The organism is Marinobacterium sp. BA1 (assembly GCF_041155135.1).
Lineage (GTDB): Bacteria > Pseudomonadota > Gammaproteobacteria > Pseudomonadales > Balneatricaceae > Marinobacterium > Marinobacterium iners.
The window spans coordinates 154,473-170,421 of record NZ_BAAFHC010000002.1 but is presented as its reverse complement, the minus strand read 5'-3'; the positions used below and the strand labels follow the sequence as shown (position 1 = coordinate 170,421).

The 15,949-nt window shown below is 52.7% G+C and carries 10 protein-coding genes; 4 read left to right on the top strand and 6 right to left on the bottom strand.

Translation table 11 applies throughout. The features are described from left to right. Window positions 1–300: 300 nt before the first annotated feature. The 3 genes from ACAM29_RS19970 to ACAM29_RS19960 form a co-directional block, all read right to left on the bottom strand. Complete coding sequence (locus tag ACAM29_RS19970) at window positions 301–636, bottom strand: hypothetical protein (RefSeq protein WP_369625332.1); 336 nt, start codon at window positions 634–636, stop codon at window positions 301–303. 92 nt (window positions 637–728) lie between these two features. After that, window positions 729–8,300 carry an LPD1 domain-containing protein gene (locus ACAM29_RS19965; protein WP_369625331.1) on the bottom strand — a complete coding sequence of 2,524 codons (7,572 nt, stop codon included), beginning with the start codon at window positions 8,298–8,300 and terminating at the stop codon, window positions 729–731. Window positions 8,301–8,594: 294 nt separating this feature from the next. Then, a complete protein-coding gene (locus tag ACAM29_RS19960) occupies window positions 8,595–9,452 on the bottom strand; it encodes a hypothetical protein (RefSeq protein WP_369625330.1) in 858 nt (285 codons plus the stop codon). Between the two features lie 400 nt (window positions 9,453–9,852). Here ACAM29_RS19960 and ACAM29_RS19955 point away from each other — a divergent pair, with 400 nt between their 5' ends. Continuing rightward, window positions 9,853–10,176: a hypothetical protein gene (locus tag ACAM29_RS19955; protein WP_369625329.1), complete on the top strand. Its 324-nt coding sequence runs from the start codon at window positions 9,853–9,855 to the stop codon at window positions 10,174–10,176. Window positions 10,177–10,230: 54 nt separating this feature from the next. Here ACAM29_RS19955 and dnaB read toward each other — a convergent pair whose 3' ends face one another. After that, the gene (dnaB, locus tag ACAM29_RS19950) at window positions 10,231–11,610 is read right to left on the bottom strand and encodes a replicative DNA helicase (protein WP_369625510.1); all 1,380 of its coding nucleotides are present in this window, start codon (window positions 11,608–11,610) and stop codon (window positions 10,231–10,233) included. 401 nt (window positions 11,611–12,011) lie between these two features. Here dnaB and ACAM29_RS19945 point away from each other — a divergent pair, with 401 nt between their 5' ends. Genes ACAM29_RS19945 through ACAM29_RS19935 form a run of 3 tightly spaced genes read left to right on the top strand, consistent with a single transcriptional unit; the run spans window position 12,012 to window position 14,768 of the window. Continuing rightward, on the top strand, window positions 12,012–13,256 hold the full coding sequence (locus tag ACAM29_RS19945; protein WP_369625328.1) for a hypothetical protein: 1,245 nt from the start codon (window positions 12,012–12,014) through the stop codon (window positions 13,254–13,256). A 46-nt stretch (window positions 13,257–13,302) separates the two neighbouring features. Then, complete coding sequence (locus ACAM29_RS19940; RefSeq protein WP_369625327.1) at window positions 13,303–13,677, top strand: H-NS family nucleoid-associated regulatory protein; 375 nt, start codon at window positions 13,303–13,305, stop codon at window positions 13,675–13,677. After that, on the top strand, window positions 13,650–14,768 hold the full coding sequence (locus ACAM29_RS19935) for a tyrosine-type recombinase/integrase (protein ID WP_369625326.1): 1,119 nt from the start codon (window positions 13,650–13,652) through the stop codon (window positions 14,766–14,768). Before ACAM29_RS19940 ends, ACAM29_RS19935 begins: the two co-directional genes overlap by 28 nt. 12 nt (window positions 14,769–14,780) lie before the next feature. On the opposite strand, the gene ACAM29_RS19930 is transcribed toward ACAM29_RS19935, so the two are convergent. Together ACAM29_RS19930 and ACAM29_RS19925 are read right to left on the bottom strand one after the other, a co-directional pair. Continuing rightward, window positions 14,781–15,509, bottom strand: coding sequence for an EAL domain-containing protein (locus ACAM29_RS19930; RefSeq protein ID WP_369625325.1), 729 nt, complete (start codon window positions 15,507–15,509; stop codon window positions 14,781–14,783). A 40-nt stretch (window positions 15,510–15,549) separates the two neighbouring features. Further along, window positions 15,550–15,945: a lytic transglycosylase domain-containing protein gene (locus tag ACAM29_RS19925; RefSeq protein WP_369625324.1), complete on the bottom strand. Its 396-nt coding sequence runs from the start codon at window positions 15,943–15,945 to the stop codon at window positions 15,550–15,552. Window positions 15,946–15,949 lie beyond the last annotated feature (4 nt).

Below are 15,949 nucleotides of genomic sequence, written 5' to 3'. Positions count from 1 at the left end.
TAACGAAGAATAATGTGAAAACGGGAGAAGGTAATGAACATAATCCGGCGTAAGCGGTCTGACCAGCAGGACATAGTCTAACGCACCGCCTGCCAGATCGACATCCTCCACGCTGGCGCTGATAAACACCGCCTGATCGTGCGGCTGGCACTCATCTGGTCTGTGACACTCTAGGGCTTGATAGAAATCGGTATGCGCCCAGTCTTTACGGTAAGACGCACCCCTCGGCAGCCTGTGAGCATCTGCCGTGAGGGGTAGGTAGGACCCGTGAAGGAATAGAGGGTGCTTCACGGGTCCTACCTACATACCCGGCGAATGTTGAGCGTTTTGTAACGGGTTTTCGTGTGCAAAATCATCATGCTCGTTTTCATCCGTATCAGCGCTGGTCTCCCACATCGCCTCAGCCTCAGTCGCAGGCAATAGCTCATCATCCGCACAAAGCACGCCGTTTTCTACCAGCATGTCGTACAACCCGCTGACGTCGTGCGGGTCAGCCATGAAGCCCATTTCGATCTGCCAGATCTCACCGTCCTCATCCGACCGCACTTCGTAGAGGGTCTTGGAATCCTCAGAACGAACATCAGCATAAAATTCACCGCGCTCATCCAAATTGACAAAATAACCAAAAGTCGACATTGATCACTCCCATGTGTGAAAATTTTCACACTGCAACTGGTTATGCGGACCAGGCTTCCCTGCCCCGCCGCAAAATCTAAATCCCAGAACAATTACACGCGCATCTCAGGCCCACTACTGCGCTTCACACTCAGCGCATCCCCTGACTCATCAATCAGGTAGCACTCACCCTGCTTTTTCAGCCGATCGCGAACAATCGGTTCAGGGTGCTTCGACAGTACAAAGTCGAGCGTGCTTTCCTTGATCTGAAAGCCATGCTGCTCCAGACGGTCATATAGATGCTCGACAGTATCAACATCCAGAGCGGTATCCAGTGAGTCAATCGAGTGCATGATCAGTGCATCGGTGTCGGTGCCAGGCAAAAGGGCCAGTTTCATTGCTTGTGACGGATGCTGACCATGGGGATGGCTCACAAGGTACCAGCAAGCAATGTCCGGCGTGACTCCGTGATCTTCCCAGCCTCGCTTCTCGGCAAGCCAGTTCACGAAGCTGTGCGCCACATCGAACTGACACTCGTCGTAGTCCTCTGTGAGGATCGACTCTGCCAGTCGCTCGATCTGTTCAGGCTTGATCCGCCAGGCGGTGACCTGATCAAAGGTTTTGAATACCTGCCAAGGCGATGCGCCCCCGTCTATGGTTGATTCGAGAACACCGTCGATGACACGCTGAATTTGCTGCTCATCCATATCGGTACCGCGACGCTGATCCAGCAGTGTGCAGCCGAGGCTCTGCACTTTGTGCGCTGCGTAGCTTAGGGCCATTTCTGCCGCTCGATCACCATCCTGAATCGGGGTTTCCAGCCGCTGGCGCATGTCATCAAGACGGCGCTCAAAGATCTTCAGGACATCCGGCTCAAGCTCCTTGCAACCATTCTCCCGCCAATACTCCAACAGCTGCTGCTCGTTGCCGTTCGCGCGGAGCATTTGCGCCATCTCGTCCAGCCCGATCACACCCGATTCTGTGAGCGCTGGATACACCTCGCGCTGAATCCAGTGGTTGAAGGTATCGCGGCGCTGCTCGTGCTGCTGTCTCAGTTTCTCACGTTCAGCATCGTCACTTGCATCACCCTCACCCATTTCCGGATACTGCAATCCAACCACCCAATCCGCAACCACCTGTTTCAGCTCTGGTAACACCTCCCCATACAGCTCAATAAAATTCTGTATGGCCCCCTGACTATGAAGCATTTGCGCATCACGATACGACATCTTGCAGTCAATGAACTGGTGTATTGAAACCTCAAACTGATTGAGCGTATCTGTGACAAAGGCCTTAACCTCGTCATCCGAAACTACATGCTCACTCATCTCTGAGCCCGGGCAGACCTCATGGGCCACTTTCTGCAGCGCGCTGAAGAACGGGATCGCACGTTGGTAGAACCATTCACGTTCTTCGCCTTCGGGGTTTGAAGAGGCTATGAAACCGTCACCCTCAAACACCTTCGGCGCCGAGAACCGGCTCGCGAAATCGTTGATGACGCCTTGTTTCTCCAACCGATCATGCAAGATCGCCGAGAAGCCACGCGCCCAAAGCTCCTGCGTATTCGACCAGTACAGCTTCTTGGCACTGCCATCGAGCGACATAGCATCCCGCATGAAATTCGAATGTTTACCATCATACCCACCAACGTCATTCAACACGGCTTTGTACACCTTGCGCGCATGGCGGGTGTAATCCATTTCATTGAACCAGAGTTCAGCAAAGGCCTGTTCGCCCTCGGACAATGAAATCTCCTTCTCACTCAGGAGAGTGTTCATCTGTTCCAATGCATACTCGCCGCCGTTCCACATCCATCGTTTGTTACTGCTACTGGGGGCCTTGAAAAGCGCACGCATAAAATCATCACTGGCATCGCGATGGCCTGAGAGCGCCGCACGCCGAGCCAGGTCATCCGTATAAGGCTTGAGTGTCTTGCGCCAGTTGTTGGCAATTCGGTAGCCTTCACGCTGGTACTCAGGCTTCAGTGCTTCCGCACGTGTATTACGCGCATCCGAGTCCTCTGGGAACTCCTTATCTGCCTGCTCACGTGCTTGAGCACGTGCAAAGCGATCTACAAGTGATTCCAGAACCTTTTTGCTCATCAATGGACCGATTAGGGTGCGCTCAATGGCATCAGCTGCCACACGCTGTTTCATCAGCTCATGATTGGCCTGGCCGCTCTTGCCGCCCACCAGGTCACTAATCAAGTTGTACATCACCGGATGAATGACCGGGGTATCGGTCTTCCCGAGAGATTCAGGTCGTTTCCGATTGTCCATAACCGATCTATCAAGCCCATTGGATAAATATACACCTGTTCCAATTTGGAACATATGCTGCGGGTTGGTCCGATGAGAAACGTAACCTTTCAGGAAATGGTCTAACGCATGACTGTATTCATGGAACAGCGTGCCAGCGCCCATGGTTTTAGTCAGGTTGATGATGTTTTCCCCAGGCTCAAAGTGCGCCGCCGCGGTACCCCCGCGGCCACGAGCACCCAGGGCCAGTGCCAGCTGACCATTGAAGCCGATAAATTCACTCGGAACTGCCAACGCGTTGGCGAGATCTGCGAAGCTATCATACGACATATTGAGCATCGCCTGACGTTCCGGCCCCGTTACCCACTCACCATACTGAATAGCGCGCAAACCAAAGGTTTTAGCGACCATCTCCTCGGTCACGTCACCCTCTCGTACCAACACACCAGTGCGTCGCAGGTTCTTAAACCGCGGTGCCGGCTTCTTGCGAGACGGCACTTGCAGAATGGCACTCTCTTCCTTGCTGATCCCCGCTTTGGGCTCTGCTGGCACCATCTGAATCTGTGAGGCGTTGAATGCAACGTATTCCAGATGGTCACCGCCGAACTCGGAGATTACGCCATCGTAACCATCACGCAGCATGATGGCCTTGGCGTTATCAGTTGCCATTGCCTCCATTACATCCGGTAGCTCACCAAGGCCAATTTCATCATTGAGCGCAGCAAGTGCATCGGCGGGCGACAACCGCTGACCGCTGATAATCTCATAAACGATCGGCGCCTGTTCCTCATTGTTGAAAATCGCCTGCGTAGTCAGCATGAGCGGTTTCTTGATCGACAGGTAAGCTTCGACCACAACCTCCCCGCCGGCATCCTTTGCAAATTGCTCAGCCTGCGTACGGTCGGCAATAAAGAAGAACCCAAGATTGGTATTGCTCCAACCGGTGTTCTTGCCTTTGTGCTGCTCGTCAAACTGCGCAAATACAGCGTCGGTTCCGTGGAATACACGCAGCGGGTTGCCATCGTCATCCCGAATTTGACTGTTCGCAAACCACGTATCGAAATCCGGCGTGCCCGGCAGCCGTTCCGGATTCGCCAGCGCCCCAGCATTCTCTGGAGAATCTGCGGTATCTACACTGAGATTACTGTTGGCGACCACTTCAGGATCGGAGGACTCCAGCACTCGCACCACATCTTCAACATACATATCCGGTGACAGTAGCAAGCGCCCAAGCATAGGCGCATTTCCCAGCGCCTGATCCAGATCAGCAAGCGCATCGGCAATCAACGACTGATCCAGCTCGGCCTTGCGTTCCTTATAGTCATCAAACGTAATCTCTCGTGTCGTGCTGTATTCCGCATACGCACGCGATCGGTCATCTTTATGCTGTAACAGCCTTGAGTACAGCTTCGCCTCCAGGTCTTTCCCAATGGCGCGATGAGATTGGCTCAGCTCAGGGTATGCCGTCACAACTACCTGCATCCGACCATGGATCGATTCCACAAAGTCTGTGACGGTCGGAACCTTCACGTATCGCGACTTTTCGGCCACCGCAGACAACGAGGGCGCCAGGCGCACAGCTTCACGATGTTCAGCCATGCGTGTCTGCAATGCTTCCGTACTGGTCAACAGTTCATAGTGGTTGGTGAACACATGAATATCGTCATCCAGAAGGTTCTTACGCACCTCGCCATAGGCCCCGCCTGCACCGGTATAATCGATGAACTCGTTGACGACATCTTCATTGGTGATTATGCGTTCTGAGCGCTCCTTAAGTGCCTCTACACGCTCGGCAAAAGCAGCCCCCATCACCAGCCACTGCCGGGCTGACATATGCCGCCCATCTCGAGAATTACCGGCCACGACCGCATTGGTGTCATATGGCAGCCCGGCACGCACCATCAAACGATACAGTGAAGCGGCTGGCGAAGCTTCGCCTTGCCCGCTCAGGTTGAACGTGGGCTCAGGCCAAAATTGATCCAGCTTGATTTTGCGTGCCATTTTGCGCGCAGTCGCACGATCTGAGTCAGTCAACTGGCGGCCACCCATCATGTAGCGTTCCACATTCGGGGTTTGTCGATCGTTCCACATACCCCAGTCGTGACCGTACTCATGCTTGCGTGCACCTGGGACGAACTCACCGTAGTCTTGCCTTACATCATCAGAATTACGGTTATCAGCACGGGACGTGGATTTAGCCTCCGCCTCGTCGGCGTTCTGATCGGGCAATGTAGCTTGGCCCGTAGACTCCAGATCCAGTCCTGCTATCTCAGCCAGCTTCGATTTAACCTCCCTGTGAGAAAGCCCCTCGTCACCGGCAATTGACCGCAGGACCGCTTCTGATTCGGCCGAATATAGGGCCGACCGCAAGACGTCCACCTGGGCTTTTTTGAGCGATGTATCCCTCAGTAGTGAGGCGGCCGCGACGGCCACCGCCAATTCACCTTCACTGTTGCTCAGAGCAAATCGGCGAACCAGCGGGAGAGTCTCTATATCGGAGTGATCTGACTCAAGCTTAACTGTCACAGCTTCTTCATCGTCCGCTATCTGATCAACCTGTATGGCACTTGCGGCCCGTCGTAACAGTCGAGCAACCTCGGGGCCTGTATCAGGTCGATCCGCCAGGCTCTCGATCTGCTCAGGAACGGTGCGAAGGGCTCCACTATAGCTCTGGGATGCAGGTAGCCAACTGGCATCCCGAGAACGCCAGATATTCTCCTCAGTTTGCTCGCGAACGCCGACACGGATGCTGATGTCGTCAAGGCGGATGCGTATATCGAAGTTGATCGTCACGCGCTCACTCAGGACAAGCGCATTGTTCAAACTGATGTCGGGCAACAAATCCCAGCGCTGGGCTGACTTTTTCGCTAACTGAGCAGGATCTTCAACGCCGCGCACGTTGATCTGAAGACCCATCGGGCGTGCCACGTCATTCTGGAGACGCGCAAACAAGTGTGTGTACATGGCCGTTTGCAGTTCATAGTTACGATCAGCAATGGCGCTTTGAATTGTGCGCTTACTGGCACGCCCCTCAAAGACACCAAGCTGAGTACCCTTGTAGGTTACCAACTGAGTGCCATTCGGCTGTTTGCTCAGCTTGATATCCTGACTGCCACGGTACCCCTTATTGCCAACCTCGCGCGCGCCTTCGACCAACATTGCATAATCCTGAAGTGTTGGTGCAGCAGGTACCGGCCAGAGATCAATATTTGCTTTGCCCGCATCCACAGTCTCATCAAACTGTTCCTCTTGCGCCTCAGGCTGTGCGGCAGCATTACTATCAAACACCATGGCGGCACCTTCAGGAATTTTTGCATCCTCAGGGCGGACAACGGGCGCGTCAGCGCCTTGCTGGCGCGCAGACAGTTGCTCCCAGGTCATACCGAAAATCAGTGGCGTTTCTCTGGCTTCGGACGTCTCCAGATTTGACATCGGCACGACCCATAGCTGACCTGCGTAGGTTTTGGTCAGTTGTTGGTAATAGTTGATATGGGCAAATTCCTCATCGGCGCCCATGAGGGGTGGCACAGTTCCAGTAGCTGCCACGCGACCTTGGCTATCTGTAATCGCATACGCCATGCCCCGCATATCACCCTCAAAGGGATCAGCCGGCATCTGGATGGAATTCTTTTCAGCTTCAGCAAGATCTGCGCGCGCTTGTAGCAGAAGGCTCTGGTAATCCTGATAAGATCGATCATGCATCTGGTCGACCCACTGCGTAATCTGTGCCTCGATAATATCCGGCTCAAACTCGTGCAGTCGGTCTTTGTATTTGGCACCAAAGGTATTGAGCGCCATCTGGCGCATCTCGGCCTCTGTCACCGGCATCACAACACGGGCATCAAGATCGTGGTTCATCTGAAGCGCAACCGCAACGCTGTCCTCCTCAAGGTCGATCAGCGCGTAATAGCGTCCTGCAAGGAAAGGCCCCTCTTGGGTTTCGTTTCCGGTCAAAGGCCGCGCGGCATTCATCACCATCCATCGTGAATCACCTAAGCGATCATCGAACACACCCTCCAGACGGTCCTCTACCACGGCTCGGGCCATCAGGACCCCATCAATGGCTTTCACGGGATCGTAATCCTCTGTATGTGCCGCATCAGCCGCCCATAAATCCGTACCTGCCGCGAGTGACTGAACCTGCTCCATCGCTTGAGCAAACAACGTGCTCTGAGTGTCGAGATCTTCAGTTTGAAAAGAGTTCGGAACCGCAATTCCATTCACGAAGAGTTTAACCTTACCATCTCCACCCCACTCGATGGACAGACCTGTATCTACCCCTGCTTCCGGCGAGACGGCGTGGATGATGCCTTCGCTATCGTCATCCATCACCAGGACCACGCCAGCTCGACGGGCTGCTGCACGCAAGTTCAAAATACTTTCCCAAGGGGAATGGCCATCGTTGCCATGAACATGGTAGTGCTTGATAGGAATCATCCAATCAAAGGGCACACCTTGATCCATAAGCATTCGCTTGGTGTCGTCCGCAAAACTAAAGCGACCCAATTCCTTCGGCCAATCTTCTATGCCCGTGTGTGAACTTGGATCCAATGGCAATTGATCCGAGTGCCTAGCCAACCACTGAGACACAACCTGCACATCAATACCTGACATGCCTGCCAAATCGTGCGCCTGACGATTGGTTGCATTAACTTGCAACCAGATCACATCATCACTGACTGCCCCCAGTGCACGCAGATCCTGCACTGCACCTTGCAGAACCGATGAACGCTCAACCAATGCTTTACGCAGGCGTGAGTCATCGTCATCAGAAATGGCCGGGGCTGCTGCCACTACAGCCAACGGATCGGTCGCTTGTGGCGATGGAACAGGCGCGGTTGCCGTCAGAATGCGATCGCGCTCATCAACAGACAGCGTGGCGTAGACGTCCGCTGGCATAACATAGCTTCCTGCACCGTTCTCACGCAGGTCAGCTATCCATTCCAGCACAAAAGCCTCATCCTTGAGCGCAAAGACCTGACCCTTATTTTCCAGTGAAAACTGCTCAGCTCCACGACGATCAAAGAAAACCCGCGAAAGGGATGGATGAACCTCTTTATCCAAGTCGCAGACGACTTCCCAAAAAAACTGCGCGCGGCGCGAGTTGACCTGAGGCGCTTCAAGAATGGGGGAGACGGCCATGTCCGACATCTTGCGCAGCACCATGTCGGGAAATGTCTCAGCCCACCAGCGACTGTTGGGTACACCATTGACCAGTGATATATCAAGCGCTGTCACCGCCCCCAGCTCTGATATCTCACTACGAACACCCGTACGAGTGAATGCTGACTGAAGGCGTTCAACATCAATGCAGTCTGAAACGGACAGATCAGGCTTGATCGTTTGAATACGCATAAAAGAGGGCTGGTCTGCCTTATCCAACCAGGCAGACAATCCATATCGGCTCAGATCAAACCACTTGGCCATTGAAGCACCTCACTGAAATCGCCACACGCAATAAGATTTGGTTTAACCACTTATACAATACATGCAACAAAAAGTACAGAACGGCACCAGTGAGTACCAAGCAGAGCAATCACAGGAAATTGGGGGGGGGGCGAAGACACACGACATAGGGGATGACGCCACCCTGGAGCGCACGAGTCCCAGGTTGTGCAGCTCGGCCAAAAAGGAATAAAGTCCGAACCGCGGACGCCATCGCCTATGTCGTGTGGTACTTTTGGAATGATACCACTTATCACGTTTATTTGGGCTAAAAGCTTAATCGCTCAATGCGTTTTCAAACTCACCAACACTCATCGGCGCAACAAACGCGGGGGCTCTTGCGAACTTCCAGGCTGTGTTCAGAATCCATGTGGCACGCTCATCCCCAGAGGCCTTGTCCACACTAACCAAGTACGGCATGTTGTCATCTTTACGTACCCACTCCCCCTTGATCGTGATACCACCATCTGGGTGATCCTGACAATATGAGAGGTCTAGAGCCCACAGGTACTCGCTTCTGCACTTAAAACGGTATTCCAGCTCGTGGGTATATTGCTCCACCTCGGCCTGTGTCCAGCCATTCACATCGCGCAAACGATCGATCGTATCATCATAGCGATCTTGTACTCGAGCAAGTCCGAGGTGGAAGCATAGATGGCAGCTTTTGCAGATAGCCACTAGGCCTACCAGCCGTTGAATGCCTATGGGGTAATACGCCTCTTTCTCCTGCCGAGTTTTTTCGTTGGACGCTTCGATTTCTTCGGGCGTTGGGTCTTTGTAATCCCAAATTTCGTGCACATCCAGAGTTTCAAAGCGTTTACCGCATATCTCACAGATATTGTGATGCTCTTCGATGAGGGGGTGTCGCAACTTGTCCCTGCTGCTCTTAGTGAGCAGATTTGAGAGACTGCCTCCCCAGGAGGTTGCCGGAATCAGATCGCCATACAGCATTTTGTTGTGATCTAGCACGACCGGCAGTGGCGCACCAGGATCGAATGGCTCTCCCCGTTTGATCTTTTGGCCATTCAGGTTGTAGAAGGTGTCTCCGAAGGTGCTGTCAATACTGTCCCATGATGCAATCATGGGACGAGTGAACATTTCGGCCAGAGGTGGCAGCGATTCGCAATCCGACATAGAGCCTCCGAGAATCCGAAAAAAAAAGGGGTGCGAAGCACCCCCTAGCATAGACATGATTCTGAAACCCTCATAAGACAGACACTGGATCAGGAGTGCGTGTCTTAATGTGCAAGAGCCAGAGACCACATGAACCGTAAATAAATAGTAGCAACAAACATATTTCCTAGGCAAGGTCTTTTATGCGAAATACCTGATTTAATGAACCTTTGGCGAAAGCTCAGCCTAACTTTGCCGGTTGGGAACTCCCCAGTGAGCACAAACTATCTACGGTTTAACCAAATATATTGTATCTGCCTGAGTCTGCCTCTACACTAACAGTAGAGGTCGGTGCATTCACACCCCTCCGTTTGCAAGGGGTGCTATCATGCACTCGCACACGTAATAAGGAGGTGCAATCATGGCTATGTTATTCAACTGCACTACCGGTTCGCCGTATCAAGCGCCTGAAGGATTTCACGCGCATATGCTGGTACAGTCATCATCCGGATCAGAGTTGTCCTCACCCGATCACATCCACGAGCAGCAAATGGCTCTAATGGATCAGGAGCAGCAACTGCAGATGCAACAACAAGCTCAACAGGACCTCATGCCGGATAACGCCAACCTGCTGATTGAAATGCTGGAACAACAGGGCATTCAGGATCAGGAACAGCGTACAACCCTGCGCAAAGAGGTCAAAAAGGAAAACCAACGTCGCTTCGACGAAGAAATGTCGATGTGATCGGTTCAGCCTTATCAACCCCGGTAGCCGAAGTTACCGGGGTTTTCTTTTGCCTTAATCCGGCGGATAGCCTTGGTAGTGCTCCAATGCCAAATTCTCGAACCGGCTGTACTGACCAAGAAATGCCAATCGAACCGTTCCCAGGGGTCCGTTCCGCTGTTTGCCGATAATCAGCTCAGCGGTACCTTTATCTGGGCTGTCTTCGTTGTAGACCTCATCACGGTACACAAACAGGATCAGGTCAGCGTCCTGTTCGATCGCTCCGCTTTCACGTAGGTCTGAATTCACCGGACGCTTATTCGGACGCTGCTCAAGGCTTCGATTGAGCTGAGACAGCGCGATGACCGGACAATCCATCTCTTTCGCAAGCGCTTTGAGAGAACGGCTTATCTCAGATATCTCCTCTGTTCGATTGCCATGACGGCGGTCGCCCTTCATCTGCATTAACTGCAGGTAATCCACCATGATGACGCCGATCTCACCATGTTCAGCTTTCGCTCGCCGCGCAATAGACCGCATCTCCATTGGGCTAAGACCGGCCGTATCATTGATGAGTATCGGTAGATCTTTCATAACGTTGACCGCAATGGTCAGCTTACTCCAGTCATCCTCCTCCAATCGCCCATTCTTCAACCGCGTCTGATCGATCCGACCCAAAGACGCCATCATGCGATTGATCAGTTGCTCCTTCGGCATTTCAAGACTGAATACCAGGGCAGGTTTGCGTGTCGCCAACATCGCGTTTTCAACCACGTTACAGGCCAATGTGGTTTTGCCCATTGAGGGCCGACCTGCAACAATAATCAGGTCTGAGCGTTGTAAACCACCCGTTTTTGCATCCAGGTCTTCGAAGCCTGAAGTAATACCGGTCAGCTCCTCTCCGTGCTCATGCAGGTACTCAAGTTTTGTGATAGCACCCTTCAACATCTCCGGCATTTTAAAGTAGGTCTGAACATGCGGTCGATGCTCGGCAATCGCCATGACCGTATTTTCAGCGTCGGCCAATAGCTCATCCGTGGTCATCCCATCCAGATTGAACGCCTGATCCATCAGCTTTCCACTTGCCTGAATCAACGAGCGTCGGGTGAAATGATCAAACACCACTTTGGCGTAATGACGGACGTTGGCGATGGAGGGCGTATTGCGCGCGACTTCAACCAGATACTCCAGCCCCCCCGCATCAACCAGTTCATTACGATCCGTGAGGAAGTCCGCCAATGTAAATACATCGACAGGCTGATCCAGTTTTATCATATCAGCCATGGCCGCGAAAATAATGGATGCCGAGCGGCTGTAAAAGTGGCTTGCCATCAGGGTGTCACTGATCGTATCGAATGCTTCATTGTTGAGCAGGACGCTGCCGATTACCGATTCCTCTGCCAGTGCTGAGTGCGGCATCTGTTTAATCGCATCGTTATTGGAGTGCTCAGCCATACCAGCAGCAGGATCTGTTTCAGCATCAGACAGCATCTCAACTTGATCATCAACCGGGGGTAGCCAGTAATCTGGTGGGTACATTGATCCAGATGAACCTGCGTCAAATTCATCGGTCGCAGGCGGCACCTCACACCATTCAGGTGTTCCTGTGGCAGGATTCTGGATGTCGCTCATGGTCAGTCCTCTCAGCGGCCCTTTGCCGCTATGCGTTGTATTTCCGCTATGCGACAGAATATACGGTACTACAATATATAATGTCAAATAGCCATCTAACACTTCGCCTCCTTGCACAGAACAACGTTCGGCCTTATATTAAGGTATATATTTTATTCACCCGAGCCGAATGAAACGTCCAATCAACCAAACTGTAGTAACAAGTCCGTGTTGGGAATCCCGATATGCCGACGCTTAAATCTCCAGATACCCCTGAAATTCTCAACGAATTCCGTAACGCCTTTACCGACACCGACCTATCACGCTCTGCGAAGTCCGAGCAGGCGCCACACGCCCGGGATAATCGCCCAAACAGGCAAATTAAACACAGCTTCCAATGGCTGGAAGAGCTTTCGCACATCGAAATGGCAGCCCGCACCGTCAATCACGTTCAAGCGATGGCAGATGAGGTGATAAACCAGCGTGCTGACCGTGAATTCGATCGATTAATGGATTGGATCACCTCGCCTGCAAAAGCCAGTGACGACCACAGCAATGCATGCGCAGTTGAATCTACAAGTCAGAACGACTTAAACGCGGGCAAGGCTGATACGTCGGAAACATTGGCAGACATCCTTACACGGATTGCGAGCTCGCCCGCAGCAGGGAAGCACGAATCTCCGCCCAATCGTGCTGGTGCCCCCGATTTCTGGTCGCAGCTTCTTGAGTCCACTACCCCAACGATCGACACTGCACAAAGCGCTCACGCATTAAAAAGCACTACACCAGAACCAATTACAGATGTCGTCATCGATATCACTGGCCTCGAAGCCCTGCTGGAAGTATCTCTCAGCGTTTTAGAACGTATTACACCCGCAGATCTTGAGCAGATTGCGACAGGGGTGGACACGGCTACTTCGGACAAGCTCTCTACGCCCAAAGCGAAGGCGATATCCAAGGTAGGTAGCAAACGGAAACCAAACCCATCTCACCCATTATCCGACAACCACGCAGGTGTCCACACCCATAAACCCAAGGGCAGACGCATTCCGGCTTCGGAAGCGCCCCTCACTACAATACGCGCCTCTCGGAACGATGCTCGCGGACACCTCACGCTACGAGACATGCAAGGCGCCGCTGATCCCAACATCCGAACTCTCGATGAACTCAAAATTGATGAGGCAATCGCTCTGGCGACCGGTGACCCCGAGGTGAAAGTAAAAGTAACAGCAAAAGCTGATGATATTGAGGCCCTGAATGCAGCTGAAGCCGAACGGATTCGACAGAAGATACGGGCACGCCGTGAAGCGCGAACGTTTGAGCGTGAAGCACGACCCAGTGCAAGCCGCGTGTTACTTGAGAAACCGCAGCAAATCGCTCAATCTCTTGATCTTGATATCAGCTCCCTGATAGATGAAATTGAGGAGCGTAAGCGCAATCAGCGCCCAGCGCACGATTCACGCGATCGAACATTTAAAAAACGGTGGTAATTACGCCGCTGGTCATGTGAGCCATAGAAGCCGACCGGAGTTGTTCATGAAGGACACAACACCTGACTTAACACGTATTCCCTCAACTGATCTGGAACGAATTCAGCATCAGTTGAACCAGGAGATAACACAGCGTAAAAAACGTGAAATATCGCGTTTGCGCCGAGATATAAGCAACGTGGCAACACGTCTGAATATCCCGCTTCAACCTCTCATCGAAGCGGTCATCCAAAAAGTTGCGCACGATACATCTGTGAGCGCTTCATCACGGTCACGTGCGACAACCGTGTATCAAAACCCGGACAACCCCTCTCAAACATGGGTAGGTCGGGGCCGACCGCCGCGATGGTATTCTGCGCTGATCGATCAGGGCTACACACCTGATCAACTCAAATGCGTGCCGGCTACGACGGAACACTGATATTTATGCTCCGTCCTGCCGTTCCAGCCAACTTGCACACCAAAGACACTGGCGGACCTGCTTCACCTGCAGTTATCAACTGGCAGGCCCGCAACAGTCCGTTTGACTGGAACCCCGTGCTCCCCTATCCGGTACGCGACCTAAACAACCCCGCGAATGTGTACCTCGGACAATATCAGGGTACAACATGGAAAACGTATGCGTCACGCTTGCGGGTCCTCGCACAAAGTGTCGGTATCACCAACGGGGATTATCACTACCTCAACTGGCGCGCATTCGACCTCCCTCAGGTAAAAGCCCTGCTGAATGCAATGAGTGCTAAGCACGACCCATCCGTGTCGACTCCAGACTCAACACCAGATGGAATGCACAGGCATCTGTCTAATGCGTCCCTAAACGGCATTCTATCGGTGATTAAAAATGTATTACGCCAGGCCGCTCTGATGGAACTGGTATCACCGCAGCTCGCCGACCGCGTGGCCTCCATCCGTGCGCTGAAGGTTAATTCAGGTCTTGCCGGCCGCATGGCTGAACCTGATGAAAAAGCACGCCTGATCGCCTGCTGTCAAGCCACAGGCAATGCCCCAAAAGGAAGTCGGGATCGCGCCATCCTTAACTTGCTGTTTTATGCTGGCCTTCGCCGTCACGAGGTGGCGTTAATGAGCATTGAAGATGTCGATCTACATCAGGCAACAGCCGTCATTCATGGGAAAGGACGGGTTACCCAGAGTATCGACCTGGATGACCGAGTTATTTCCGCTTTGCACGACTGGATTGATGGCTATCGCGGCGATGGACGCGGGGCCCTGTTCTACCGCATTAGCAAGACCGGCAATATTTTGTATGATCGACCAATACGCGAATCCGCAATCCGCGAGATCATGCGTGAACGCTGTAACCAGGCAGGCCTGGTCGATGAGTTACGGCTCAGGCCGCATGATGCCCGGCGAACATTTGGAAGTGAATTATTGGATGTGACGGATATTAAGACTGCCGCGGACATGATGCGGCATTCCAATGTAAATCAAACCAGTAAATACGATCGCCGTACAGGAGAGCGGCGCAAAGAGGCTCTGAAAGGACTCAAATAGCTCGCGTGAGCATCATGCATCTTTTGGACGAGCAATGTAGTAGCCTTGCGCGAAATCTGCGCCCAGCTCCCTCACCGCATCCATACACCGCTCGGTTTCAACGCCCTCGCATATGACCTTAGCACCGAACGATTGAACACTATCGACCATGTCACGCAAAAACGCCATCTGTTTTCGCATGCACTGAAAACTCTCTAAATGGTGGGCAAAATACTTATCCATTTTGACATAAGTTGGCGATAGCTCGAGGAGCATTTGAAGGTTGCCATGGCCGGCACCGAAGTCATCGATCGCTATTTCGATACCGTGCTCGGCTAACTGCTCAGTACGCTCTCTTAATGCCATCCAATTGAGAATCGGGAAATGTTCGGTCAGCTCAATGACGGTATGAGCAGGGTCGGCAAACATATCAGGGGTCAGCGCAATAAAATTTATTTCACTGGATATATTTACAAAGCGCTTGTGAGGCACCGCATCCGGAACCCGCACCTGAGATGCACTATGCATCATCCGCTGGTCAAGTTCGCAGAGATACAAATCATCCGCAATGCCGCTCAGCAACTGATCCGGCGGCACACGATTGCCTTGAAGATCAATGGCAGCACTGAATATCTCATATCCATACACGTCATCTGACGATGCACAAATAATCGGCTGGTAGGTGTGCGTAAAACGGGCGATTTCAATTCGTCTCCCGCGTGCACCTGACCATTCATTTGTTCTCTGCTTTTTATCGTCCATCGGGCACTTCCTGAACAAAGGAACAACGACGCCGGATTCCTTACTGCCGTTGCTCAAGTCGCCTGAATACATCGTGGGCATGCTGAATCGCCTCCTTCCATCGCCTCGGACCTGCGTGAAGCTGGGCCACAGCACGTGACCAATCACCTGTGCGACGATACTGCTCCCTCAGAAGCCAAATCGACATAGCAAAATTTGTGCAGGGATCATGCTGCACTTGCTCCGGCGTGATGCCGTATCGCTTGAGGTCTGAGCCAATCTTTTCATCGAACCACAATGAGTTTACCTGCATTACCCCTAATGTAAAATCGCCATGCTTGTTGGGGCCGACTTTAGCTCCAGGCCACCCCGCTTCCACTTCATAGATCGATTCGACCAGCACCTGTGGCACTTGGTAATACCGCGTGAATTCCTCAACACATGGAGGCAGCTCCATCGAT